Genomic DNA, 26,035 nt, shown 5'->3' on the forward strand with positions numbered 1-26,035 from the left:
TGTTATTTAATCAAATTACAAAATGAAAACAGATATTAGAAATAGAAAAGATATTGAACTTTTAGTCGATACATTTTATGATAAAATCAAAACTGATGCAGTTATCGGTTTTCTGTTTACCGAAATTGCCCAGGTGAATTGGGAAACTCATTTGCCTAGAATGTACGATTTTTGGGAAAACATCTTGTTCTATACCGGAAATTACAACGGAAGTCCCATGCAAGTCCATAAAGATTTACACAGCAAATGTCCGATGAAACCAGAACATTTTGAGCATTGGGTAATCGTATTCACCACAACAGTTGATGAATTATTCGAAGGCGAAAAAGCAATCGAAATCAAAGAAAGAGCACTCAATATAGCCAATGTTATCATGTATAAAACGTTAGCGTAATGTATCACCATTTTTTATTAATCATTCATTTATTAGCTGCAACCATTTGGATAGGAGGACATCTTATTTTAACGACTCGTTATTTACCTGAAGCTATCAAAACTAAAGATTTAGAGAAACTTAAAACATTTAAAGATAAATTTGAACCAATCGGAATGCCTTCTTTAATTACGCTTGTGATTACTGGAATCTTAATGGCTTACGATTATGATGTTACCATTACCAAATGGTTTTCCTTCTCAAACGGAATTGAAAAAGTAATTTCCATCAAACTAATTTTATTTATTACTTCTTTAACATTAGCTATTTCAGCTCAACTTTTTATTTTTCCAAAACTTACGCCTAAACGATATCATTACGTTACGATTCTTATCATAGTAGTAACTTTGATTGCTATTTCAATGCTGGTTTTAGGTTCCTTAATTCGATTAGGAGGGTTATAAAATAAAAAGCGTAAACTGTTAAAGTCTACGCTTTTTACCTTTATAAATGATGAATTAATAATTGTTTTTTATTTTGGAAGTAAAACGTCGCCAATTACATGGATTATACCATTTGATGTTTCAATGGAAGCCACAATTTCAGAACCGTTTACGAATGTTTTTCCGTCTTTTTTAGTGATTTTTACTTTTCCACCAAATACCATATCAAACTCTTGTCCGTCTTGCATGTATTCTGCTTTCAACGAACCTACATACGTATGATAGCCTAAAATGTTTTCTAAATCGCCTTTTTTCTCAGGTTTTAATAACCCTTCTACGGTTCCTGCAGGTAATTTATCAAAAGCAGCATTGGTTGGTGCAAATACAGTAAATGGTCCAGCGTTACTTAATGAAGTTACTAATCCTGCAGCTTTTACTGCTGTAACTAATGTAGTGTGATCTTTGCTTCCAATTGCAGTTTGCACAATGTTTGGATTTGATGTTGCATCTACTACATTTTCTTGTCCTCCAGTTGGTACTTCTGTAGATTCTGATGTTTGTTCTGATGCTGTTTCTTCGCCTTGTTTACATCCAAAGGTGATTAGTAAACTGGCTAACAATAAAGTTTTAATGGAATTTTTCATAATTTGAATAATTTATACACACAAAGTACTTGATTATCTGCTCATTATTTTATGCGTAGAATCATAAAAAATACTTTTTTATCCTTTTTTTGTATAAAAAGTTGTCCATAAAATACTTGCGAAAAGAAGTATGGCAATTCCAAACAAAGCTTCATTAATATTAGGAATTAAAGTATAACTTAATGATGCTATTCCTTGAATTCCTAGAACAACTTCATTCAACACAACTCCAATGCTAAATAATACTAGTCCTAAAACGGTTTTCTTATTCACTGCTATAAAATCATTCACATAAATATAAAACAATAGAAAAAGCGAAATAATAGCTAATAAAATCAAGTGTAAATAAGCAATCACAATTGGTCTAAAGCCAAAGGCTAATTTACTAATTGCAGGAACGGTAGAGCCCAATTGCAATAAGAATTTCGCACTCAAAGCAAAACTGATAAATAAAATCAGATATTTTAAATAATTTGGAAGATTTACGAGGATGGATTTATTCTCTTTAAAAATAGTTTTGAATAATAAATACCAAATAACTACTTGAACAATAGCCGAAATAGCAGTTAAAATATAAATTAATAGTGGTAAATCTAACCAAAGCGTTGATAGAAAATACCCTGCAATACAGGACCAAAATAACCAAACAAACGATTGTGAATAAATGCGATTTGAGTTTGATGTTACTTTTAAATAATCCAACAACAATCCCACGCAAGCAAAGAAAAACCAACCATTGTATTGAAAATGCAAATAGTAATATATGGAAGCCAAATATTCATTCTGATGAATGTTTTTGGTTGCCATCATATAAGCCAAAGCAAAAGTTCCGAGTGACGAAATCACATTAAAAAATAATGCTGCTTTGAACCATTTTGTTGCTACAGACGAAGTTTTAATTTGTTTGCAATCTTTAAAGAAAACATAAGTAAACCAATAAGAAACAAAAAGAGAAAGGGTTGAAAAAGTAATAGAAATCACACCATAACCTTGCATAATAAAAGAAATCAGCATTACATAAGAGCAAATTAAATTCCCAATTAAAACAAGATTGTATTTTTTAAATGCGATTTTATTGAGTGTATCGTGTTTTTGTAAAAAAGCAATGAGCAATGTCATTAAAGTATGCGAAACCCAACCCGCAAAAGCAAAATGAGAGTGCGAATGTTGCAAACTTTTTTGATCGAGAAGCGGAAATTCAAAAAGAATCTTGTAACGCATTAGAAGTCCTAATAATGCAACAAGCATTAGATTAAGAATCGAAAACCGAATCCAAAAAGTGGTTTTAAAAGACATCAGTAATATAATTTATGATTAATAATTTCCACTTTATTCGTCTTGCTCATTTTTGAAAGCTCTCGAATCACAGTTTCTACACGTAAACCTGTAAAGTTGGCAATTTCTTGTCTTGTAAATGCTACCAATTCTTTTTTAGGACAATCGGGGTTTTTGTGGGCATTTAAAAAGGCTAAAATTCGAAACTCTGGTTTTTGATTTACAATGTCTTTTGTAGTTTTGGCTTTGGTGTGAATTCGAGTTGCCATTAAATTCAAGAATTGCTTCTGAATAAAAGGATATTCCTCTAAAATCTTTAAAAACTTCTCCTTCGAAATTTTTATTATTTTGGAATCTTTAAAGGCTACTGCAGTGGAAGGATACACTTCATCAATAAACAAAGGTGGTTCACCAAAACTCTGACCATTTTTAAAATAGCCTTGAGTAAACTCTTTTCCTTCGTCATTGGAATTGTACATTCTTACGCAACCATCGATGATTTGATAATAAAAATTTGCCGATTCCTCTTCATGGAAAATAATTTCATTTTTCTTGTACTCTTTGGCAATAGCACCCCAAGTAAATAATAAATCTAAATCTATCTGCATAAAGTAGTTAGGTTAAAGGCTTTAATTCTTTTAGATAAAGCACAAATTAATTCCAATAAAAGTAAAAAAAATATGACTCAAATCATACTAGACCTTAATTTATTTCTTGTAAATTTGTCCCATGAAACAATTACTAATCATATTAACCGCGCTAATGTTCCTGAAGCCAATACTCCCGGTTTTAGAGTATGCCGTGAATTATGATTACATTGTAAACAACCTTTGTGAGAACAAATCCAAACCCGAATTAAAATGTAACGGAAAGTGTCACTTAACAAAACAATTGGCAAAAGCTTCCGAAAGCGGTTCTGAAAATTCTCCAGAAAAAAAGATATCTTTTGAACAAACTGAAATAGTATTTTTTCAGGAAATTCAACCGATAGAAATTAGACAAATTTATTTTTTAAATAAAACTTCTATTGGTAACAATTATTCTAACCTTTACTTTCACTTGAATGATTGTGCCTTCTTTCATCCACCTACAATTATTTCTTAATTAAATATTGGTTTTTGTTAGTTCATTTTCTGAATTAACCCACTCAACTTACATCATAATTTCTCTGAAATCAATTATTTCAGATGCAATTACAATCACTTTAATTAAAAAATAAAATGAAAACTTCAATAAAATATATTGTAGCATTATTTGCTATGACCTTAACTTTCGTGTCTTGTTCAAACGATAATGAAACTGCTGTAAATGAATTAGAAGGAATTACTAAATTTAAAGAAATCACTAACGACACACACACAATTGAATTGTATTCTCAAGTGGGAAGTTTAGAACAAGGATACAACGAAATTAGCCTACGAATCAAAGAAAACGGAACCAACAATTATATCAAAAATGCTGAAGTGAGTTGGACTCCACTTATGCACATGACTTCAATGACACATGCGTGCCCATATTCAACAGTAGAAAAAGTAACTGAAAACGGAACTTTATATGAAGGATATATCATGTTCCAAATGGCTCAGAATGATACGGAATATTGGGATTTAAAAATCGATTACACAATTAATGGAGTAGATTACACTGCTACAGATGTAATTGATGTGCCTGCTTCTGCAAAACGTAAAGTAAATACATTCACAGGTTCGGATGGTGTTAAGTATTTAGTGGCTTACATTGAGCCTCATCATCCAAAAGTAGCGGTTAACGATATGAAAGTTGGTGTTTGGAAAATGCAAAACATGATGACGTTCCCAGTTGTGGATGGTTACACTGTAAAAATCGACCCAAGAATGCCAAGTATGGGAAATCATACCTCTCCAAATAACGTTCATGCAACACAAACACTTGCTGGCGGATTATACGATGGTAAATTATCGTTAACCATGACAGGTTATTGGAAAATTAACCTGCAATTAGCTAATGCTGAAGGAACTATCTTAAAAGGAGAAGAAATCACAGAAACAGTAACAGCTAGTAGTATTTTCTTCGAAATCGAATTTTAATTTTTTACTTATAAAAAAGGTCGTTATGACTTTGTAACGACCTTTTTTAAAATCTTTATATCATGAAAAAATTAATGGTATTTTTTCTGTCACTTTCGTTTTGTTTTACTTTTAGTCAAGAAGCGGATTCAATTAAAACCAAAGAACTTAAAGAAGTTTTGGTAGTAGGAACAAAAGCAGCCTTGCACGAAAAACAAACCAAAACACTTGCTACTTTAGACGAATTTCTTCAAAAATCAACCAAAGTAGATTTAATCAAAAGAGGTGCTTATGCTTGGGAACCCATCATCAATGGAATGGCAACCGAGCGAACCGTAGTTACCATCGACGGAATGCGAATCTTTGGTGCTTGTACCGATAAAATGGATCCAGTAACTTCCTATGTTGAAGTATCAAATTTGTCTGAAGCTACGATTTCTTCTGGGCAACAAGGTAGTTGTCATGGCAATACAATCGGTGGTTCTATCGATTTAAAAAGAAGCCAACGCCAATTTACCAATGCGGGATGGGAATTCTTTGTTAACTCAGGTTATGAAACGAATAATCGTCAAAAAATCATTGGTTCTGCCATCAATTATGCTGATAATTTGTTTTATGTTGATACTGATGTGATGTTTCGAGATGCCGAAAATTACAAAGCAGGAAATGACAAAGAAATTCAATTTTCTCAGTTCAGAAAACTCAATCTTTCTGCCATTTCGGGTTATCGATTGGCGTCTAATAAAAACATTGAAGCTTCAGTAATTTTTGATAGAGCAACCAATGTCGGTTATCCTGCGTTACCAATGGATGTTTCGTTGGCGGAAGCTTTGATTACTTCAGTAAAATTCAATTACAAGCCTAATTTGGAGCAAATCGATAATTGGGAAACCAAACTCTATTTCAATACGATTACGCACACTATGGACGATACCAAACGTCCTGTTGTTCCTATTCATATGGATATGCCAGGTTGGAGCGATACATATGGTTTTTATTCCAAAGTAAACGGGAAATACAAAAAGCATCAATTTTTGGCCAATTTGAATTCGTTTTACAATCGTTCCGTTGCCGAAATGACGATGTATCCGTCTGATCCAAACGAAAACTTAATGTTTATGTACACTTGGCCTGATGTTAGAACTTTGTATGCAGGAATTTATTTGGAAGATAATTTCGAAATCAATTGTCATTCTAATTTGAAATTTACCACGAATTTAGGATTTCATAATAACAACGTTGCGAGTGATTTCGGTTTACAAAGTTTACAGATTTTTTATCCTGAAATGAAAGCTTCAAATTCTCGATTCCTAAAAAGTTTTTCTACTAATTATTTCTACAACAAAGACGGGATTTCTTATGGATTCGGAATGGGGTATGGCGAACGCGCTCCGTCGGTTTCAGAAGGTTATGGTTTTTATTTGTACAACAGTTTTGACGGATTTGATTACATTGGAAACCCCAATTTAAAAAACGAAAAATCCTTAGAAGGAAATGCCAATATTGGTTTCAAAAATGCGAAATGGCAAACTAAATTATCAGCATCGTATTTTCACATTTACGATTATATAATCGGAATTCCAGATGCTTCGATAGCACCTATGACTATTGGTGCTAATGGAGTTAAAATCTATACCGGTTTAGATTATGCTACTATTTTATCATCTGATTTTACGGTAAGTTATCAATTATCAGACGCATGGATTTGGAAAGGACAATTCGTCTATAACTTAGGCAAAGACAATGAAAACAACGGTTTGCCTTTTATGAGTCCGTTTAATTACATGACTTCTATAGGATTTAGACCAGGAAAATTCAGCTCGGAATTACAGTTAAAAGGAAATGCCACACAAACCGAATACAACGCTTTTTATGGTGAAGACAAAACCCCAGATTATGCGATTGTAAATGCTAATTTTGGTTATAAATTCACTTTTGAGAAATCAAAAATGATGCTAAATATGGGTGTTGAAAACATGTTCGATGCCAATTATACTACTTATACCGATTGGAAAAATCTTCCAAGAATGGGACGAAATGTCTTTATGAATTTGATGTTTCAGTTTTAAAAATACTACAAATTAGAAGAATTGGTTTTATAGCGATTTCAAGAAAGTTTCTCCTGATTTAATTCCTAAAGCTAATTCTTCTAAATTCGTGGTTTCTAGCATATGTGCTAATTCATCACGGATGCTTTTAAATTTATCATGTACTGGACAAGGATGTGTTTCTGAACATTGCGATAAACCTAATCCGCAACCATGGAAAACAGCGTCACCATCAATGGCATCAACAATTTCAACTAAGAATGTCTTTTTAATTCTTTTTTTCGGAATATAAAAACCACCATTTACACCTTTAACCGATTCGATAATACCCGCTTTTACAAGTATTTGTAAAATTTTAGCTGTAAACGCTTGTGGCGAATCGATTTCTTTGGAGATGTCAACAAAACCTACCTTTTTTTCTTCTAAGGAATGTTTGGCAATAAATATGGTGGCTTTTATAGCATAATTGCATGATTTTGAAAACATAAGCAATGATAAATTTGAAAGAATTAAAGGTCAAATATACAATGGAATTATGATATTTTACCTGATTTTTATCATCCTATTTTTTAGGATAAATTTATTTCTCAATCTTTAATTCATTTTTTTTCCAAGATTGAATAAACAGATATATGAAAAAACTCGCCATACTGAACATTAAAATCGTTCCAAAAATGATGAAAAGTAAAACCCAATTTCCACTAGAACTACTCATTTTACTGAAGCTTTCCGAAGTTAATCCAGCTTGCCAAATCGCGCGTTGAACGCCCATTCCAATTAAGGAAATTAGAAAAAGTAATAAGGTAACTTGTACCATCCAAAACGCAATGCTTCCATACAATCGCCATTTTACTGAGTTGAAAGTAGGTTTAATAAAGTAAAAAACACCAGCCAAAATAATCATCGTATTGATACCGATAGTAGTTCCCATCGCATGCGCAACCGTGATATGCGTTCCGTGCGTGTATAAGTTGATGGCTGGAATCGACATGAATAAGGCGAGGGTTAAGTTTAGCGTTACCCAATAATCAGAAGCCATTAAAAAGCGATAAGGGAAAAAGTAGTAAAATTGTCTGTTTTCTTTGATTTGTTGGCTCCATTTGTAAAAAATACGAATCAAAATAATCCATTCGGTCATGCTCACTGCATAGGCAATGTAATGAATGTATTTTTCTGTTGGAAGTAAGTAAATATGATGTCCCCAATTGAACATCAAATTAAACATTCCTAGAAAATACATCGCAAAAGACAGTTTTTGATAGGACGATTTTTCATCGCCACTTATTTTTTCCATCAAATAAAAAGCAACACCATAAATGATTTGATTAATAGCTCCCACGAGTGAACCATTTACTTTCCACTGAATCGTCATATCGGCAATAAAATGTTGTCTGAAATAAGGAAAAATCCACAAATAGTTTTCGATAAAAGTGAAAATAAAGAAGACAATTCCAGTGAGCCACATCCAATAATAAACGGGCCATTTTACAGAAAAACCAACTTGATGCAGATAGAAAACTAAGAAAACAATAAAAGATAGAAAAATAGGTAAAGCCCAAACGGGGTTGAATTCCCAATATTCTCTTCCACCAAAATCACCTGTAAAATAACTGTAGAAAATTCCTAACAAAGCAATTATCCAAAGTGAAAAATGCAAGTATTGTAAAAAAGTTCCAAAACGTGTAGTTTTCATTTTTGCAATAATCAATGTCAGAAAACCTAATCCAGCCGTTATAATCCCTAAATAAGCGCTACTCACATGAAGTGGACGAAGCGATAAAAATCCCATAACACCCGATTTTGGTTGGGTAATGCGATAACTTTCGGAAGCCAAATGTCCAAAAAACAAGCCTAAAACAAACAACACAAGGGCTATTCTGATGAGCCAAATTCCAAAATTCTTCATTTCTTTTCTAAACTAAAAGTTCCTATTATTTCAGGTTGGTAATCTTGCGGATTCGATGTTCCTGTGGCATCTACATTTTTTAAAAAGTGTAAAAGCGCTTTCATTTCGTCATCCGAAATTTTAAAAGCAGGCATTTGTTTTACTCCCGATTTTATAATGCCTTTGATATACGCTTCATTGTTGGCAGTTCTGGAATACACATTCGTTAAATCCGGACCCAAATAACCTCCTAAACCATACAATTGATGACACGTATGACAGTTGTTTTTCTGCCAAACTAATCGTCCTTCTGCTACTAAATGAAGTTCTTTTTTAGAATAGGGCGTTGGGCTAAAAAGCGGAATGGCATAAATCCAAATGCTAAACGCTAGAAAACAAACGAAAAGCAACAAAAAAATGCGTTTTGGATGGGCAAATAGATTCAGCATTACGAAATAGTTTTTTCTTTTTTAACTGATTTTACGCGGTATCTTTTGGGTAAACAATCTTTTAAAATGATTTCCGCAGTTTGAATCAAATTATAAGTTTCACATAAAAACGGATGCGAATCATAATTTTTGAACTTCATTTTGAAGCGTTTGCTCATTTCGGTGACCATTTCATATATTTTTTCAGTATTTTTCCCCGAAGTGTACAAAGCATCGTATTTCATGAAATGTTGCAGTTGGTTTTTGAATTGCAAAATTTGGTCGTGATGAATGTTTTTATAACGAATGGGCGTAATTTCAGACTTATTCAATTTAATCGTATCTATTGAAGAAATCAGATGATTCGCTAAATCATGCGCATAAACAATCGCTTCTAATAATGAATTCGAAGCCAATCGATTGGCACCATGAAGTCCAGTGTGCGAACATTCTCCAATAGCGTAGAGTTGTTTGATGGAAGTGGCACCTGTTTCATCTACTACAATTCCACCACATTGATAATGAGCTGCAGGAGCTATCGGAATTAAATCTTTAGAAACGTCAATTCCGTTTTCAAAACAATAATTGTACACTTTTGGAAATTTTGTTTTGAAAGTTTCTATTGGTAAATGTCTAACATCAAGCCAAACGTGTTTTGAATGTTCTTTTTTCATTTGGTCGGAAATTGCTTTCGAAACAATATCTCGAGTTGCTAATTCGCCATCAGGATGATATTGAAAAACAAAACGTTCCATTTTTTGATTCAAAATATGAGCTCCAAATCCACGAATCGCTTCGGTAATTAAGAACGCTTGACTTTTATTAGGTTCGTAAAGTGCTGTGGGATGAAATTGAATGTATTTCATTTTGTCCAATTTTGCTCCCGCTCGATACGCCATTGCCACACCATCTCCCGTAGAAACAAACGGATTAGAAGTCACGCCAAACACTTGTCCAGAACCGCCAGTAGCCAAAATAGTTGCTTTTGCTACGATGGAAGTCACTTCACTTTTTTCATCAAATCCGATGATTCCAATGCATTTTTGATTGTCTAGCAAAACATCTGTTGCAAAAAAGGAAGTTCTTATTGTTACGTTTGCTAAATTTTGAACGACTTGAATCAACTTGGTTTCAATTTCTAATCCAGTTTTGTCTTTGTGATGTACAATACGATTTTGGGAATGACCACCTTCTAATCCCAAATCTAATTCACCTGAATTATTCTTGTCTAATTCCACGCCCCATTGAATCAATTCTTGTAATCGGGCAGGAGCTTCTGTAATCACGTGTTCGACTACTTTTTTATCGCAAATGCCTTTTCCAGCAAGTAAAGTGTCTTGAATATGTTGTTGGTAACTATCTTTGATAAAGTCGTGTACAACAGCAATTCCGCCTTGAGCGTAATAGGTATTGCACTCGTCAATAGAGGTTTTGCTAAGTAAGGTAATTTGTAGGTTTGGATTTTGCTCGCTGAGATATTTCGTTAGAGATAATCCCGCTAATCCTGTGCCTACTATGAGTATATCGGTTTCTAAATTTTGCATGATGTTTTAGTTTAGCGCTAACATTCTTTGAATAGGAAGTAAAGCTTTTTCGATGATTTCGTTGTCCAAATGCACTTCCGGACTTTCATCTTGTAAACATTGATAGAGTTTTTCTAAGGTGTTGACTTTCATAAACGCACACTCACTGCACGCACACGTATTGTCTTCTTTTGAAGGCGCTGGAATTAATGTTTTGGTTGGATTATCCAATTGCATTTGGTGTAAGATTCCCGCTTCTGTGGCTACGATAAAAGTGTCGTTTGTGCTGTTTTTCACATGATTCAACATGCCTGAAGTCGAACCTATATAATGTGCTACTTTCAAAATATGCGTTTCCGATTCAGGATGTGCAATGATGGTAGCGTTTGGATGTTTTTTATATAAATCAATTAATTTTTCTAAAGAAAATGCTTCGTGAACAATACAAAAACCTTCCCATAAAACCATATCACGACCTGTTTCAGCAATTAAGTATTTACCTAAATTTTTATCAGGAGCAAACACGATAGATTGATCTTCTGGAATGGATGCAATCACTTTTTTAGCATTGGACGAAGTACAAACAATATCGGTTAAGGTTTTGACTTCTGCTGTGCAATTGATATAAGTTACAACAGTATGGTTCGGATATTTTTCTAAGAAAGTTTTGAATTCATCTGGCGGACAACCATCGGCAAGGGAACAACCTGCTTTTACATCGGGAACGATTACTTTTTTATTTGGATTGACAATTTTAGCCGTTTCTGCCATGAAATACACGCCAGCAAAAACGATAATATCGGCATCCACTTGTGATGCTTTTCGAGACAATTCCAAGCTATCACCCACAAAATCAGCAATTTCTTGAATAGCTTCTTCTTGATAATAATGCGCTAGAATTAACGCATTTTTTCTTTTTTTCAATTCAAGAATTTTCTCTTTTAAATCCGAAGTCGTTTTCATTAGAGGACGTTTTTATCTTTTATTTAATTAAATTTTTTAAAGCTTAAGGAAAGTATCTCCCGTATTGAATTCACTAATCAAATCCAAAAGAGAAGTTTCTTTAAGCGTTTTCTTTAAATTTTCACGTAATGGCTTGTACTTATGATGAAAAGGACACGGTTGTTTGTCGGAACAATCGTGAAGTCCTAAACTGCATCGGTCAAATAAGTCATTTCCGTCAATAGCTTTTACAAGCTGATCTAATTTTATTTGTTTCAGTTGTACCTTCTCGATTTCAAATCCACCGCCATTTCCTTTAATCGATTTTATGATGTCGGCTTTTACCAAACGTTGTAAAATCTTAGCGGTAAAAGGTTCTGGCGATTCAATTTTTCTGGCAATGTCTCGAATACCGCAACGTTTGCCCGCAGACGATTCTGAGGCAATGTAAATGGTAGCTCGTATGGCATATTCACAGGTTTTTGAAAACATAGATAAAATTTGCACAAAGTTAGGGATTTTAAATCATCGAAATATGATTTTAGTCATATTCTGATGGATATCCTTTTCCGAAATGGATTGCGAATCGGGTAGTGGTGCAATCGTGTTTTGATAATTTCTGAAATTTTGAATGTAATAGTTTTTGTCGTAACCCAATTCCAATAAAACGTCTTGCATTGCAACAATATCCTCTAGATTTAATAGTGAAGAATGATAAGTAGTTCGAATTTCAAATGGAATAGAACTCGCTTGAAGCAATTCAAAACAACTTAGAAATTGAGAATAAAAATCCGATTTTGTAATCGCAAAAAATTTCTCTTTCGGACCTTTAAAATCCAAAGCTACATAATCGATGAGTTGTTCTTCTTTTAGTTTTTCGAGTACTTTGGGCTGGCTTCCATTCGTATCTACTTTGATTAAAAATCCTAAACTTTTCACTAATTTTATGAATGGGATAATGTCTTTATGTATCAAACATTCGCCACCACTAAAAACAACGGCATCCAACAAATTTCTTCTCGATTTTAAAAACGAAATGATTTCGGAAAAGTAAAAAGCCCCTTTTCCGAAAACTATTTCGGGATTGTAACAATAATCACATTTCATATTACACCCTGCAAACCATAAGATACAAGCCGATTTATCGGGATAATCTAACAGTGTGAAGGGTGTAAAACTATGAATTGCTTTTTTGTTTAGAAAATCATGATTTACATTCTCTAAAGTGGGTTCGTTGTTTGTGTTCACCTTTTTTTCCAATATTAAAACTTTCTACGGGTCTGTGATAGCCCATTACTCGTGTATAAACCAAACATTTGGTTCTTTTTTCATTGTGTTGAAGCAAAGCTTCAGTGGTTTGTGTTTGCATAGGATGTTGTATTTAAGGTTGCTAATAATTCTTCATCGCATTTTGGACAATATTCGTGTTCGCCATTCAAATAGCCATGTTTCGGACAAACGCTGAAAACGGGAGTCACCGTGATGTAAGGCAATTTAAAATTCGTAATTACTTTTTTAATGAAATTTCTACACGCTTCTACCGAACTTAGCTTTTCATTCATGTACAAGTGTAGAACAGTTCCGCCTGTGTACTGACATTGTAAATTGTCTTGCAACAATAAGGCTTCGAAAGGATCTTCGGTGTAATCAACTGGTAATTGCGAACTGTTTGTATAGTAAATATTTTCGCCTTCTCCTGCTTGAATAATATCGGAATAGCGTTTCTTGTCTTCTTTCGCAAAACGATACGTCGTGCCTTCTGCTGGCGTAGCTTCTAAGTTGTATAAATTGCCAGTTTCTTCTTGATAGGCTCTCATTTTGTTTCGGATGTGTTCCAAAATTTCGGTTGCGAATGCCATTCCGTAATCTGACACGATATCTTCTTTTCCGTCGGTGAAATTTTGAATCATTTCGTTAATTCCGTTCACACCAATTGTAGAGAAGTGATTCCTGAAATGAGGTAAATAACGTTTGGTATACGGAAACAAACCTCTATCGTACATTTCCTGAATAAATACGCGTTTTTTCTCTAAGGTTGCTTTCGAAATTTCTAGTAAACGATCTAAATCGGAATATAATTTAGCTTTGTTGCCTTTGTTTAGATAACCTAATCTTGCCATGTTGATTGTTACTACACCAATACTTCCCGTCATTTCGGCACTTCCAAATAAACCGTTGCCTCTTTTTAATAATTCACGTAAATCGAGTTGTAAGCGGCAGCACATACTACGTACAGCATTCGGTTTGTAGGCATTTGGATTTTCAACTTTGTTTCCGTTTTCATCATACGTATATTGACTTCCGATGAAATTCTGGAAATAAGACGAACCAATTTTCGCGGTATTTTCAAAAAGAATATCGGTGTTTTCTCCGTACCAATCAAATTCTTCAGTAATATTAACCGTTGGAATAGGGAAGGTGAACGGCTGTCCATGCGCATCGCCTTCGGTCATAACCGTATAATAGGCTTTGTTGATGAGATTCATTTCTTTTTGAAAATGTTCGTAACGCATTTCGGTTATGTCTGAAACACCTCTTTCTTTGGCTCTTTGTATAAAATCTTCTGAAGTGATTCCTTTAAAAAGATGCTGTTCATTTCGTGTTGGGATTTGCTCTTTCAAATCATCTGGAACCACCCAATCCAATGTAATATTCGTAAACGGCGATTGTCCCCAACGTGCTGGGACATTCAAATTGTAGACGAAACTTCGAATTGCTTTTAAAACATCTTCATACGATAAATTATCCTTGAAAACATAAGGAGCCAAATACGTATCAAACGAACTAAACGCTTGAGCTCCTGCCCATTCGCTTTGTAAAATCCCAAGGAAATTCGCCATTTGTCCTAATGCTTCTCTAAAATGATTCGGAGGACGACTTTCCACTCGACCACGAACACCGTTAAAACCTTCATTTAATAAAACACGTAAACTCCAACCCGCACAATATCCTGTCAAACAATCTAAGTCGTGAATGTGAATGTCACCATTGCGATGTGCATAACCTTCTTCTTTCGAATAGACTTTGTCTAACCAATAATTTGCAATGATTTTTCCAGCGACATTATTCACTAAACCTGCATTGGAATACGAAGTATTAGCGTTGGCATTGATTCGCCAATCGGTTTGGTTAGTGTACTCTTCTATGGTTTGGGTACTGTCGACATAAGTGGTATCGTCATTTAATCCTAAAACGTGTTCACGTTGTAGTTTACGCGTATGACGGAACAACATGAAAGAACGCATCACTTCATAATGCCCATACTCGTAAAGTGTTTTTTCAATTTTATCTTGAATATCTTCAACTGCCCAAGTGTCTTGATGTGACAACAATTGGAACACCGTTTCAATTACTTTTAGGTTTAAAGTTTCACTTACACTGGCAAAAGCTTTTGTAATGGCTTCTTCTATTTTGAAAGCTTCAAAGGGTAAATAAGTGCCATTTCGTTTGATTACAAATTTGTCCATACTGCAGAATTTTTATTGTGGTATGGAACAAATTTAAATATTAAAAAGACTTTTTAGTCTTGTTTGAATAAATAGTAATCAACAATTTATGTTTTAATTTTGTTGATAAGTTGTTTTTAATTATTAGATGACATTAAATGTGTAAATTTCCAAATAAAATATAAAACTTGATTCAATTTATTTAAAAGCAATAATTTATTTTTGTATTGTGTTTTTTTGTCTATATTTGCAACGTAATAAAAGTAAACGATTCCGTAAACGTTTTTACTTTTTAAGCTGGTAAATAAGAAATTTAGGTTATTGATTTTTAGGGTTTTAATTTTTAATCAAAATGAGTTTTTAAACTCATAACCCGAAGGTCACAGGTTCGAGTCCTGTTCCCGCTACTAGAAGCCCAGCAGAATGCTGGGCTTTTTTATTTTTAGAAACTATGAATCCAAAAAAAATTGCCGAGTACAGAAAATTACTCAATGTTACTAAAACAGCTACGCTGAAAGAATTGAAAACCATCTACAGAAATAGCATGAAGGAAGATCATCCTGATACTATTGCTGATCCAGTGGAGCGTTTAGCTGCTGAGGAAAGAAGTAAAAATATTATTGAGGCCTATCATTTTTTGGTTAGTATTGCTCCTGAAACTCAAGAAAAAAATAAAGAAGTTTATCAAAGAATTACTTCGACTGTAAATATTCAAGATTTTTATATGGATAATGGTGTGTTGTACATTTCATTTTTAGATGGGAGTAACTACGAATATTTCAGTGTACCTAAAGTAACTTACATTAAAATGGTAAATGCTGAGTCTCCTAGTCGTTTTGCTAGAAGACATATTTATAATGAGTTTTTATATAGAAGTGCTAGCAAAATTGTAGCAAACGAATAAAATCTTTTTGTAACTTTATACCATGAAAATTGGTTTAAAATTACTTTTCTTCTTCATTATCCTTATTACTTTTTCTTGTTCTAACGAAGAAGCTTCAAATAATACAGATGAATTTATCAAGGCAGCAGATATGTCCATGTTGCCTTTGATAGAATCTGAAGGTACAATTTACTACAATAACAATAATATTGCCGAAGATGCTCTGCTAACCCTTAAAAATGCAGGTTGCAATTCGATTCGAATTCGACTTTGGCATACACCAACGGTAAATCAATCTGGTTTTAATGAAGTGAAAGCTTTTGCGCAACGTGTTAAAAATCTAGGTATGAAAGTTTGGTTAAGTGTTCATTATTCAGATACTTGGGCAGATCCTGGAAATCAAGAAAAGCCAGCAGTCTGGAATGGATTGACTTTTTCGCAATTGAAAGTACAAGTAGAAAATTATACCGCAACTATTGTAAATGAAATCCAACCCGATATTTTTCAAATTGGTAATGAAATCAACAATGGTTTTATTTTTCCTGATGGTAATTTGGCGACTAACGAAACACAATTTATATCATTACTAGCAAGTGCAAGTAATGTAATTAGAGCCAATAGACCTGAAACTAAAATTATGTTGCATTATGCGGGAATTGAAGGTGCATCTTGGTTTTTTTCTAAAACAACTACAATTGATTACGATTATATAGGATTGTCATATTATCCAATTTGGCATGGAACAAATTTGAGTGCCTTACAAGAAACCATGTCTTCACTCGCTCAAACATATGACAAAAAAGTTCTAATTGCAGAAACGTCTTATCCATTTACTTTGAATTGGAATGACTGGACAAATAATGTTATCGGCTTGCCTAATCAAATTCACCCTAGTTATTTAGCCTCTCCAGAAGGACAAAAAGCATTCTTAGAACAAATTAAGAATACAGTAAAAAGTATACCAAACGGACAAGGATTTTGTTATTGGGGAGCAGAATGGATCGCTTTTAGAGGAACAACTGCTACGAATGGTTCTTCATGGGAAAATCAAGCACTTTGGGATTTTAATCGCAAGGCATTACCAGCAATGTCAATTTTTAATTAGATTTTCCTATATTTGATATACTAACCAATAAACTATATCAATATGGAATTAATTAATTTTCCTGCAATTTTGGTTGCTGCTCTTTCAAGTTTCGTTGTTGGATTTGTTTGGTACAATCCCAAAGTTTTCGGAACGATTTGGATGAATGAAACTGGAATGACAGAAGAAAAAGCCAAAAAAGGAAACATGGCAAAAATCTTTGGATTAACATTTGTTTTTGCCTTTATGTTGGCTTTCATTATGCCAGTATTCGTAATTCATCAATTTGGTGCATTAGGTATGGTAGGAGGACCTTCTGAGGTTGGAAAAGCATTGCCTTCTTACACCGCCTTTATGGCTGATTATGGGAATGTATTTAGAACGTATCAGCATGGTGCTTTACATGGTTCTATGATTGGTCTTTTTGTGGCGTTACCAGTTATTGCAACAAACTGCTTATTTGAACAAAAAACATTCAAATATGCAGCTGTAACTTCTGGTTATTGGATTGTTGTAATGACATTGATGGGTGCTATTATCTGTGGCTGGAAATAATTTAACATTTATTTATAAAGGAATCGCTCTACATTTGTGGGGCGATTTTATTTTACCTTGGACAAAATTTCATTTAAAATATACAATTCGGTTAAAGATTTGCCAACGCTTTGGGACGTAGTAGCTCAGAGTAATGTATTTCTTCAAACACCTTATCTATCTGTATTGGAACGTTCAGCTCCAGTAAATATGGAGTGCTTTTATATTGGGATTTTTGAAAATTCGGAACTAATTGGCGTTTCTTTGGCGCAATATTTAGATTTGAATAAATTAGAATCCTTTGGGGAACGTGATAAATGTTTTAAGACATTAATTAGAAATTTTATCTTCAAAAATTTTGCATCACACACTTTGTTTTTAGGGAATAACATGATTACTGGACAAAATGGTTATGTTTTTTCAAAGGAAATCGATTTTAATCACATAAGTGAAATTCTTTTACAAAGTGCTGATGAAATAACATTGTATTTTAAGAAAAAAGGAATTACTATTCATTTAGTTTCTTTCAAAGATTTTTATGATCATTGTTCGGTTGAATTGAAGAAGTATCGTTTTTCCAACGTATACGAATTCAATACGCAACCCAACATGATTTTTTATTTAGATGAAAAATGGAAATCTATAGATGATTATGTAGCGGCTCTTTCAAAAAAATACCGCGACCAATTCAAACGAGCACGTAAAAAATTCGATGGAATTCAAGTGAAGAATCTGTCCTATGAAGAAGTACTTCAAAATGAAGAACAGATATACGATTTGTATCATTATGTGGCAAAAAATGCTCCTTTTAATACATTTTTCTTGTCCAAAAATCACTTTTCAACTCTTAAAGGGCAATGCGGGAATCGATTTCAGATTTTTGGTTATTTTTTGAATGAGGAATTGGTTGGATTTCACACGTTGTTACTAAATGATGAAACTCTTGAAACCTATTTCTTAGGATATAACGAACATATTCAGAAAGAAAATATGTTATACTTAAACATGTTGTACAACATGACAGAATATGGGATTGAAAATGGTTTCAAACGAATTATTTTTGGTAGAACAGCACTAGAAATTAAAAGTTCTATTGGTGCAACACCAGTTCAAATGTCAGGTTTCATTTATCATAACAATAAATTGATTAATAGATTTATTGGTAGAATTTTTAAAAATTTGGAGCCAGAACTACATTGGCAGCAAAGACATCCTTTTAAATAAAAAAGTCCCGATTCAATCAGGACTTTCTTTTTATAATTTACTTTCTAAACTGTTCCAACCACCACCGTTGATGCAATCAATACCGTGTTGTTTTAAAATAGAAGTGGCTTGAGCACTTCGCATTCCTGAACGACAACAAGCGATAATCGGTTTGTTCCATTTTTTGATGGTTTTGATGTTTCCGTTTAACACTTGTAAGGCAATGTTTTTTGAGCCTTTGATATGACCTTCTTTGTATTCGTCAGGTGTTCTAACATCTAATATGATAGCGCCTTTTTGAACATATTCCTGAACATCATTCGTTTTATTTCCTAATCCTAAAAAATCTAATATTCCCATAATTATTTCTTTTTTTGACAAAGATAGAGTTGATTGAAAATCTTTTCAGTAACAAAAGTTACTTTGTTTAAGCGTTAGTTTTTTCAAAAATCAATTCCAATCCGTTATCAACTAAATGTACAATTTCTGGGCGATTGCTTTTTACTTTTTCTAAGTGATTTAGAACTTTATCAACCAAATCTGAATTTCCTTCTTTTTTAGCCAATTCCGCAATTTCAACAGATAACAACCAATCATTTGGATGTCCAGCAGAAACCGAAGCAAATGCTTCTTTTAAAGTAGTCGTAGCAGGTTTTCCTTCTCTGATGTTGCGAACACTTAAATAGAGTCTTTCTAATTCTTCTCTTTCAGCCGATTTTTTCTGTTTAATCGTTTGCGAAGAGGGAACGTGATTAATCATATCAAAACTATTTACATCCGCTGGCCCAGAAAAAGCAGAAATCACTTTTTTACCCACAGCCATATCATAGATTCCCCATTCTGGTTGGAAAAGAACAGTTTCGTTATGAGTTACAGTACAATTTTTGAATTTAATCAATAAGATTTCACCTTGTAAGTTACGAGTTCCGGTTACAATTTCACCTACAACTTTGATGTTGCCTTCAAATTCTAAGGTTACTTGCTCGCCTTCATAAATATCATAAGCACGCAAGTCTCTCGGACTCATTTCTTCAATCGCCAAGTTAATACCTTTTAGTTTTCCAATTGGCGAACCAAAGCCTTCCGCATGATATTCTGTTCCGTGACCTACTAGTTCTTTTTCTCTGTAGGATAGTGCTGTTTTTCCTGTAGTTTGCACATAAACAGGTTTTCCTTCATCTTCAATTACATTAGTAAAAACACCCGAAACTTGTAAACCAGTACTCAATTCGATAGTTCCTAATGCATTCGAATTAATCAATTTTTTAATTCCTGATAAACCTCCAGTTCGTAATGCCATTTTATTTGCAAATTCCTCTAAAACAGAACTTAAATGTGCAAAATCAGACGTTACATAAAGTTGAGGTTGTGGTTTTGTAATGTCAAAACTCATGTCAGCAGCCGAAATATCGTATGGAATTTTCTTTACATTATCTGTCATACACCAAGCGCTTTCTCCAATCGAAGAAAGTAATCCCGCACCATAGATTTTTGGATTGTCAACTGTTCCAATCAAACCGTATTCTACTGTCCACCAATGTAAATTTCTAATGCGAGACATTTCTGATAATTCGCCCATATTATTCTGTAAGAAATCCACTTGCTCTTCTGCTTTTTTGATTTCTTCTTCTGGAGTATCTTCTGCTTCTTTTAAAATCGAAAGCAAACGAATGGCTTCATACAATTCATAATCGCGAGCTGATGAAATAGCTTTACAACCAATTTCTCCAAAACGTCTTAAATATTCAGCATATTCTGGATTCGCAATAATAGGAGCGTGACCTGCGCCTTCGTGAATGATATCGGGAGCTGGAGTGTATTCAATGTGTTCTAATTGACGAATATCGCAAGCAATAACTAATACATTATACGCTTGAAATTCCATAAAGGCATTAGGTGGAATAAATCCATCAACGGCAACTGCAGCCCAACCGATTTCTTTTAAAATTCGGTTCATACCATACATGTTGGGAATATTATCAATTTCCAAACCTGTTTTTTGTAAGCCTTCTAAATACGAACTATGAGCAACTTTTGAAAGGTAATCTACATTTTTACGCATAACATAGCGCCAAACGGCTTGGTTAATAGGCGTGTAATCATCATAAACTTGTGGCTTGATGAATTGTTTTAAATGTTTTGGTAATCTGTCAATCAGCGGATTGCTTTCAAAATGCGTTTCCATAATTTTACTTGTGATGTTTGACGTAAAATTACGACTTTTTCACAAATCAGGAAAACATTTTGAGAATTTGATACAACTAAATAGGATAGAACTATTCTGTTTTTTCAACAGGAACGGCTGGTTCAATTTTAGGGACACTATCATTCTGAATGGTTGGAGTAGGAGTGGTGGTTGCAGGAACCGTCGTATTAATAGGCGTTACACCATCAACATATTCCGTTTCTTCCAAATCTTCTGATTTTCTTCCTAATTTGATGTCTGGATTTTCTTGTGTTCCCAATACTTTAATCGGAATTCCAATGATACCTAATGGTGGTAATCCGATACGCATTTTCAAGTTTAATTTTCCGTCTAAACTCGTTTGTCCTTCAAATCGTAATCTAAAACCAGCTACTTTGAATTTGAAACGTTCAATGGTTACAATGTTGTTTTTAATGGTTGATTTGATATCCACCTTCGAAATATCAGGATCTTTAATATCTGGATTTTCGGTTTTAGCCGAAACGACATTCAATAATTTAAAGCCTTTCATTTTTACTTTTTTAACAGAAAGAGTTCCACTTCCTTCTAAAGAGGGCATTACAGGTGCCATTTGATTGTTTAAAACACCTTTTATCGAATAATTCAAACCTACAATTCCTTCTGCATTTTCTGCCGCAGTTACGATTTCTCGAAACATTTTGATTTCGTTGTAAGCGCGTTTAATATCAAATTCGGAAGCATTGATTTTATAATCAAAATACGCTTTTTGTGTGCCTTCGTTTTTATAAAAAGCATCCATTTTAGCAGTAGCACCAATGATACCTAAGCTGCTATTTGAAAGTTGTAAACTACCGTTTTGAATGACTAAATTTCCTTTTAAATTTTCAATGGTAACGTCGTCATATTGCGTTTTTACAGCATTAGTTTGGATGGAAACATTTAAATTCGTTGGAATTTGAATTACTCCTACAGCTTCTGTTTTTTCTGTTTCATCTTCGGTTTCATAAGTTGTGGTTGGAATAAATTCGTTAACATTCAAATAATTCGATGTTAGACTGAAGTTTCCTTTTAAAATTTGATTTTCTGAAAGGACAAAGTTGATGACATTTTCTAAATTTCCATTCATGGTAATATCGGATGTTCCGTATTTTCCATTGAAATTAGAAAAGTTCATTTTATCTTGATTAAAGGTGAACAATCCGTTTTCGATTAAGAAGGGTTTTGCCAAATAAGCACTTGTGGTTCTGATGTTTTTTACTTCAAGAGTTCCACTGTTTTTTAAGTTACCATATTTCCCACTAGTGGCGTCGCTTTGTTTTCCAGCCAAGCTTAAATCAGCTTTGATGAATCCATCAATATCTAATCCTTTTTGGGAGAAAACTTTATAAATTCGAGCAACGTTTAATGTTCCTTTTGCTTTTACATCGTAATTGATATCATCGAAATTTTTAAATGAAGCATTTAAGTTAAAAGGTTCGCCTTCAAAAGTGAAATTCGCTGGAGAAAGGATAAAAGAAGTATCTTTAAAATCACCTGTTGGACTGTTTAAGTTCGCTTTTAAATTAATATTTTGAATCGGTTTTGGATAATAAGCGGTTTGAATGAATCCGTTAGTAAGTTCAAATTTTCCTTTAGTTACAGGGAATTTTTTATCTTTTTTAATATAATCTCCTTTGGAAACGATATCGGCATCTAAACTTCCTGCTAATTTAAAATTCGGAATTTGAAGCGCATTACTCAAAAAAGCCAAATCTAATTTTGATTTTACTTTTGAATCAATTTTAAGTTGTTCTCCAAAACCATCGGAAATTAAAATCGCACTTAATTTGTTTTTATTTACATCAAAATACAATGAATCTAATCGTATTTTAAGTTGATTGATGTCTAAATTTGGAAGTTTAGTATCTAAATTCAAGAAAATATTCTCAACGGGATAAGGCGCTTTTTCATGTTTTACGTAGCCATCTCTTACTTTGATGTTGAAATTCACTTCCGGACTTAAATTCTCAGAAGCAATATATTTTCCTTTTAAAGTTAAGAAAGCGGAGGTTGTTCCCTTCATTTTAGTTTCGGTCATCCAAGAAACATATTCGGCAGGTAAAGCAGTGAACAAGTCATCTAAATCGCTGTCTTCGGTTTTTAATTTGAAATCCATTTGATAACCGTTTTTCAAGAAATCAAAGAAACCTGTAAATTCAACGGGTAATTTATTGATGACCAAATCGTTTTTCTCAAAAATAAAAGAAAGTGAATTGGTGTTGATTTTTGTAATTAAATCCGCTTTTACTTTTTTGTTTTTTAAGTATTCACTTTTGTCATAAGTAAAACTCAAACTATCAATTCTGGCAGATGTTTTTAAGCTAAAATTGGATTTCAATAAATCACCTTTTCCTTTATAGTTAAAACCTTTTGCTTCGATAAGAATTTTGGTCGATTTATCATTGTAAACCAACTGACTATTATTGATTTGAATGTTTTCTAACTTTAAAGAGGCACTTTCAGATGAAGTTGTCGTGTCTTTAGAATTCGATTTATAGATGTTGTAATTAGCTTCTCCCTTTTGGTTGACGAATACATTAATTTTTGCTTCTTCTAGATAGATTTCTTCAATTTCAGTCTGATTGCCAAAAACTACCGACCAAACGTCGATACCAAAACTTATCTCTTTTGCAGAAACTAACGATTTATTTTTATAAGGTTTTGAACCATTAAGATTTAATTCGTGCAAAGTCAATGTTAAAGAAGGAAAATGTTTGAAAAAAGACAATTCTGATTCGTTGAAATTTAATTCACCCTCTAAGTTTTTATTGGCCAATATTTTTACTTTTTCCGTAATGGTATCAGCAAAAACAATGGGTAATATTACGAGTAGTAATAATGAAATAATAAAAGTGATTCCCGTTACTTTGAGAATTTTAACGAGTAATGTTTTTTTTGAGTTTTCCATTTTTATAGTTGTAGAGAGATTGGGCAAAATTACTACAAAAATTGGAGAAGTGATTTAAAAATAAAAAAAAGAGTTAGCATAAACTAACTCTTTTCCATATTATCGTTTCATAGCAAAATGCGCTTTGAATAGTTTTTTAACTCCATTCTCAAGGTAATCAATAGTGAACCAGTAATCGGTAGAAGGAAGTTGTTGTTGGTTATAAGTACCATCCCAAAATTCTTCCCCTCTTAATTGTTTGATGAGTTTTCCATATCTATCAAAAATACTTATTAGGTCAGTATTTTTTAGTCCAGAAATAAACCAAGTATCGTTATACCCATCACCATTAGGTGTAAAATATTGAGGATATTCAATAATAAAGATGTCTTGCGTAAAATGAGTACATCCTTCAGTATCTATTACGGTTATGGTATGCAATCCTGCACTTAAATTTGTAAAGATGTTAGAAGTCTGAAATGTGCCATCATCTAAAGAGTACATTAATGTACCTGTACCTCCCGTTATATTGATAATTACCGTTGCATTTCCACTAAAATAATTGCTTTGCGTATAGGTTAAACTTGTAGCTGGAGTAACTGATATTACATTAGCAATGACCATATTGGTGCCGTTACTAGAGTGACAATTTGTTGTGCTATTAGTTGCTACAACACCATATACTCCAACTTCATTTGCAGTATAGGTTGCATTGTTTGTGTTCGGTATAGCTACTCCATTAAAATACCAAATAAAATCATATGTCGCATTATCTAATCCCGAATCTAAAGTATAGGTTTGAAATGGAATGCCAGATGCATCAACACAAATAGCTCCGTCTACTAGTTTTGGTTCAGGAAGAGGATTAACGTAAACCCTAACAGTAAATGATGTTCCATCACAACCAGCTAAGCTAGGTGTTATTGTGTAATCAACATAACCTTGAGCGTTTCCAGAAGTAGTTAATTCTTGAATTATAGTTGTAGATAATCCAGTATTGCTTCCAGATGAAGCCCCATTAACTCCTACCGGATTTACTGTCCATGTTAAAACCGTATTGTTGTTGAATGTTCCAATACTAATATTAGTTAAATCTCCACTACACATATCGGGATGTGTTGGATTTGTAAACATTTCTGGTCTTGGGTTAACTAAAACAGTGATTGATTGAGGAGTCCCTATGCACCCATTGAATGTAGGGGTAATTTCATAAGTTACACTTCCTTGTGAAGACCCTGTAGTGCTTAATGTTTGTTGAATACTTGTTCCTGTGCTATTAGATGCTCCTGTAATACCTGAAATACCTGTAATCACCCAATTAAATACAGTACCTGGAACCGAACCAGAAAAAGATATCGATGTGGTTTCTCCAGAACAGATAGGATTTCTACCAGTTGTAATTCGCAAATCAGGAATTGGAGTAACTTGAACTTTAACTTCTACAGGAGGTCCTGCACATCCATTTGCCTCAGCTATTATTGTGTAAGTTACTTCAACAGTTGAAGTTGTGCCAGAACTAACACTTAATAATTGATTAATAGAATTTCCTGTATCACCATCAGCTCCAATAACATTTCCGCCAGTTACAGTCCATGAAAATGTAGCTCCTGAAACATTACTGCTTAGTTGAATATTGGTTGTACCACCTGAACAGAAACTAGGCGCTAAATTTGTTGCAATTACTGTTGGTATAGGAAAAATTTGAACAGTCATCTGAGCAGTAAGGGCACATTGAGCTGGATCAGGAATAAATGTATAATTGGTCGAAGTATTATTGTTGAAAGCAGGTGTCCAAATTCCTGTTATACCCTCGTTAGAAACTAAAGGTAGTGGAGATGAAGTAGCTCCTGCACACATAGGTAATACTTGAGTAAAGGTTGGGGTAATATTGTTATTTAAAGTAATACTTCCACTTAAAGAGGTACCGCCACAGCCGTTAACAGTGGCAATGGTATAAGAAAAGCTAGCAGAAGGAGTTCCGCTAATAGTAACTGTATTTCCAGAAGTTGTAGCCGTAACACCAGTTGGTAATCCCGTTACATTCACGCTAGTTGCACCACCACCAAAAGTATATTGAATAGGAGCAATAGGATTTCCTGAGCAAACATTTTGATTGTTGTTACCCGAATCGAGAGTTAAAGTAGCATTAGAAGAAATGGAAACACTTCCATTTAAAGTTACACTTC

Annotated in this window: 25 protein-coding genes; 9 read left to right on the forward strand and 16 right to left on the reverse strand. The window is 33.5% G+C overall.

The window, feature by feature from the left end:
* The first annotated feature begins 22 nt into the window (after positions 1-22).
* Both Q0075_RS03520 and Q0075_RS03525 read left to right on the forward strand, forming a co-directional pair.
* A complete protein-coding gene (locus Q0075_RS03520; RefSeq protein ID WP_297868309.1) occupies positions 23-394 on the forward strand; it encodes a group III truncated hemoglobin in 372 nt (123 codons plus the stop codon).
* Positions 394-837 carry a copper resistance protein CopD gene (locus Q0075_RS03525; protein ID WP_297868310.1) on the forward strand — a complete coding sequence of 148 codons (444 nt, stop codon included), beginning with the start codon at positions 394-396 and terminating at the stop codon, positions 835-837. The genes Q0075_RS03520 and Q0075_RS03525 overlap by 1 nt, the downstream gene beginning before the upstream one ends.
* A 68-nt stretch (positions 838-905) precedes the next feature.
* On the opposite strand, the gene Q0075_RS03530 is transcribed toward Q0075_RS03525, so the two are convergent.
* The 3 genes from Q0075_RS03530 to Q0075_RS03540 form a co-directional block, all read right to left on the reverse strand.
* Positions 906-1,460 (reverse strand): fasciclin domain-containing protein, encoded by a 555-nt coding sequence (locus tag Q0075_RS03530; protein WP_297868311.1) that lies wholly within the window; start codon positions 1,458-1,460, stop codon positions 906-908.
* A gap of 78 nt (positions 1,461-1,538) precedes the next feature.
* A complete protein-coding gene (locus Q0075_RS03535; RefSeq protein WP_297868312.1) occupies positions 1,539-2,708 on the reverse strand; it encodes a hypothetical protein in 1,170 nt (389 codons plus the stop codon).
* A gap of 47 nt (positions 2,709-2,755) precedes the next feature.
* On the reverse strand, positions 2,756-3,343 hold the full coding sequence (locus Q0075_RS03540) for a Crp/Fnr family transcriptional regulator (protein WP_250581880.1): 588 nt from the start codon (positions 3,341-3,343) through the stop codon (positions 2,756-2,758).
* Positions 3,344-3,464: 121 nt separating this feature from the next.
* Here Q0075_RS03540 and Q0075_RS03545 point away from each other — a divergent pair, with 121 nt between their 5' ends.
* From Q0075_RS03545 to Q0075_RS03555, 3 genes are all read left to right on the forward strand, one after another.
* Complete coding sequence (locus Q0075_RS03545; protein ID WP_297868313.1) at positions 3,465-3,839, forward strand: hypothetical protein; 375 nt, start codon at positions 3,465-3,467, stop codon at positions 3,837-3,839.
* Between the two features lie 116 nt (positions 3,840-3,955).
* Positions 3,956-4,801, forward strand: a complete 846-nt coding sequence (locus Q0075_RS03550; protein WP_297868314.1) for a hypothetical protein — start codon at positions 3,956-3,958, stop codon at positions 4,799-4,801.
* A gap of 62 nt (positions 4,802-4,863) precedes the next feature.
* The gene (locus Q0075_RS03555; protein WP_297868315.1) at positions 4,864-6,849 is read left to right on the forward strand and encodes a TonB-dependent receptor; all 1,986 of its coding nucleotides are present in this window, start codon (positions 4,864-4,866) and stop codon (positions 6,847-6,849) included.
* Between the two features lie 27 nt (positions 6,850-6,876).
* Here the strand turns inward: Q0075_RS03555 and Q0075_RS03560 are convergent, their stop codons facing one another.
* The 9 genes from Q0075_RS03560 to Q0075_RS03600 form a co-directional block, all read right to left on the reverse strand.
* Complete coding sequence (locus Q0075_RS03560) at positions 6,877-7,314, reverse strand: Rrf2 family transcriptional regulator (RefSeq protein WP_231834487.1); 438 nt, start codon at positions 7,312-7,314, stop codon at positions 6,877-6,879.
* Positions 7,315-7,408: 94 nt separating this feature from the next.
* Positions 7,409-8,734 carry a cbb3-type cytochrome c oxidase subunit I gene (locus Q0075_RS03565; RefSeq protein WP_297868316.1) on the reverse strand — a complete coding sequence of 442 codons (1,326 nt, stop codon included), beginning with the start codon at positions 8,732-8,734 and terminating at the stop codon, positions 7,409-7,411.
* A complete protein-coding gene (locus tag Q0075_RS03570) occupies positions 8,731-9,162 on the reverse strand; it encodes a cytochrome c (protein ID WP_297868317.1) in 432 nt (143 codons plus the stop codon). Before Q0075_RS03570 ends, Q0075_RS03565 begins: the two co-directional genes overlap by 4 nt.
* On the reverse strand, positions 9,162-10,685 hold the full coding sequence (gene nadB, locus Q0075_RS03575) for an L-aspartate oxidase (RefSeq protein WP_297868318.1): 1,524 nt from the start codon (positions 10,683-10,685) through the stop codon (positions 9,162-9,164). Before nadB ends, Q0075_RS03570 begins: the two co-directional genes overlap by 1 nt.
* Positions 10,686-10,691: 6 nt before the next feature.
* Positions 10,692-11,627 carry a quinolinate synthase NadA gene (gene nadA / locus Q0075_RS03580; RefSeq protein WP_297868319.1) on the reverse strand — a complete coding sequence of 312 codons (936 nt, stop codon included), beginning with the start codon at positions 11,625-11,627 and terminating at the stop codon, positions 10,692-10,694.
* 36 nt (positions 11,628-11,663) lie between these two features.
* A complete protein-coding gene (locus tag Q0075_RS03585; RefSeq protein WP_297868320.1) occupies positions 11,664-12,098 on the reverse strand; it encodes an Rrf2 family transcriptional regulator in 435 nt (144 codons plus the stop codon).
* Between the two features lie 33 nt (positions 12,099-12,131).
* Positions 12,132-12,854, reverse strand: a complete 723-nt coding sequence (locus Q0075_RS03590; RefSeq protein ID WP_366798120.1) for an anaerobic ribonucleoside-triphosphate reductase activating protein — start codon at positions 12,852-12,854, stop codon at positions 12,132-12,134.
* Positions 12,811-12,975, reverse strand: a complete 165-nt coding sequence (gene nrdD, locus Q0075_RS13135; RefSeq protein WP_111567273.1) for an anaerobic ribonucleoside-triphosphate reductase — start codon at positions 12,973-12,975, stop codon at positions 12,811-12,813. Before nrdD ends, Q0075_RS03590 begins: the two co-directional genes overlap by 44 nt.
* Positions 12,956-15,073 carry a ribonucleoside triphosphate reductase gene (locus Q0075_RS03600; RefSeq protein ID WP_297868321.1) on the reverse strand — a complete coding sequence of 706 codons (2,118 nt, stop codon included), beginning with the start codon at positions 15,071-15,073 and terminating at the stop codon, positions 12,956-12,958. Before Q0075_RS03600 ends, nrdD begins: the two co-directional genes overlap by 20 nt.
* A 430-nt stretch (positions 15,074-15,503) precedes the next feature.
* Here Q0075_RS03600 and Q0075_RS03605 point away from each other — a divergent pair, with 430 nt between their 5' ends.
* Genes Q0075_RS03605 through Q0075_RS03620 form a run of 4 tightly spaced genes read left to right on the forward strand, consistent with a single transcriptional unit; the run spans position 15,504 to position 18,777 of the window.
* Entirely contained in the window at positions 15,504-15,956 is a 453-nt protein-coding gene (locus Q0075_RS03605; RefSeq protein WP_297868322.1) for a KTSC domain-containing protein, read from the forward strand.
* Positions 15,957-15,978: 22 nt separating this feature from the next.
* Entirely contained in the window at positions 15,979-17,040 is a 1,062-nt protein-coding gene (locus Q0075_RS03610; protein ID WP_297868323.1) for a glycosyl hydrolase 53 family protein, read from the forward strand.
* A 42-nt stretch (positions 17,041-17,082) separates the two neighbouring features.
* Positions 17,083-17,574 carry a DUF1761 domain-containing protein gene (locus Q0075_RS03615; RefSeq protein ID WP_297868324.1) on the forward strand — a complete coding sequence of 164 codons (492 nt, stop codon included), beginning with the start codon at positions 17,083-17,085 and terminating at the stop codon, positions 17,572-17,574.
* Positions 17,575-17,631: 57 nt separating this feature from the next.
* Positions 17,632-18,777, forward strand: a complete 1,146-nt coding sequence (locus Q0075_RS03620) for a GNAT family N-acetyltransferase (protein ID WP_297868325.1) — start codon at positions 17,632-17,634, stop codon at positions 18,775-18,777.
* Positions 18,778-18,807: 30 nt separating this feature from the next.
* Here Q0075_RS03620 and Q0075_RS03625 read toward each other — a convergent pair whose 3' ends face one another.
* The 4 genes from Q0075_RS03625 to Q0075_RS03640 all read right to left on the reverse strand — a co-directional run.
* Positions 18,808-19,116 (reverse strand): rhodanese-like domain-containing protein, encoded by a 309-nt coding sequence (locus Q0075_RS03625; protein ID WP_297868326.1) that lies wholly within the window; start codon positions 19,114-19,116, stop codon positions 18,808-18,810.
* Between the two features lie 67 nt (positions 19,117-19,183).
* The gene (locus tag Q0075_RS03630) at positions 19,184-20,941 is read right to left on the reverse strand and encodes an aromatic amino acid hydroxylase (protein ID WP_297868327.1); all 1,758 of its coding nucleotides are present in this window, start codon (positions 20,939-20,941) and stop codon (positions 19,184-19,186) included.
* A 91-nt stretch (positions 20,942-21,032) separates the two neighbouring features.
* Positions 21,033-23,870 carry an AsmA-like C-terminal region-containing protein gene (locus tag Q0075_RS03635; protein ID WP_297868328.1) on the reverse strand — a complete coding sequence of 946 codons (2,838 nt, stop codon included), beginning with the start codon at positions 23,868-23,870 and terminating at the stop codon, positions 21,033-21,035.
* A 99-nt stretch (positions 23,871-23,969) separates the two neighbouring features.
* Positions 23,970-26,035 (reverse strand): T9SS type B sorting domain-containing protein (locus Q0075_RS03640; RefSeq protein WP_297868329.1); only part of this gene is annotated, 2,066 nt, incomplete at its 5' end.

It is taken from the genome of uncultured Flavobacterium sp. (assembly GCF_937967675.1).
Taxonomy (GTDB): domain Bacteria; phylum Bacteroidota; class Bacteroidia; order Flavobacteriales; family Flavobacteriaceae; genus Flavobacterium.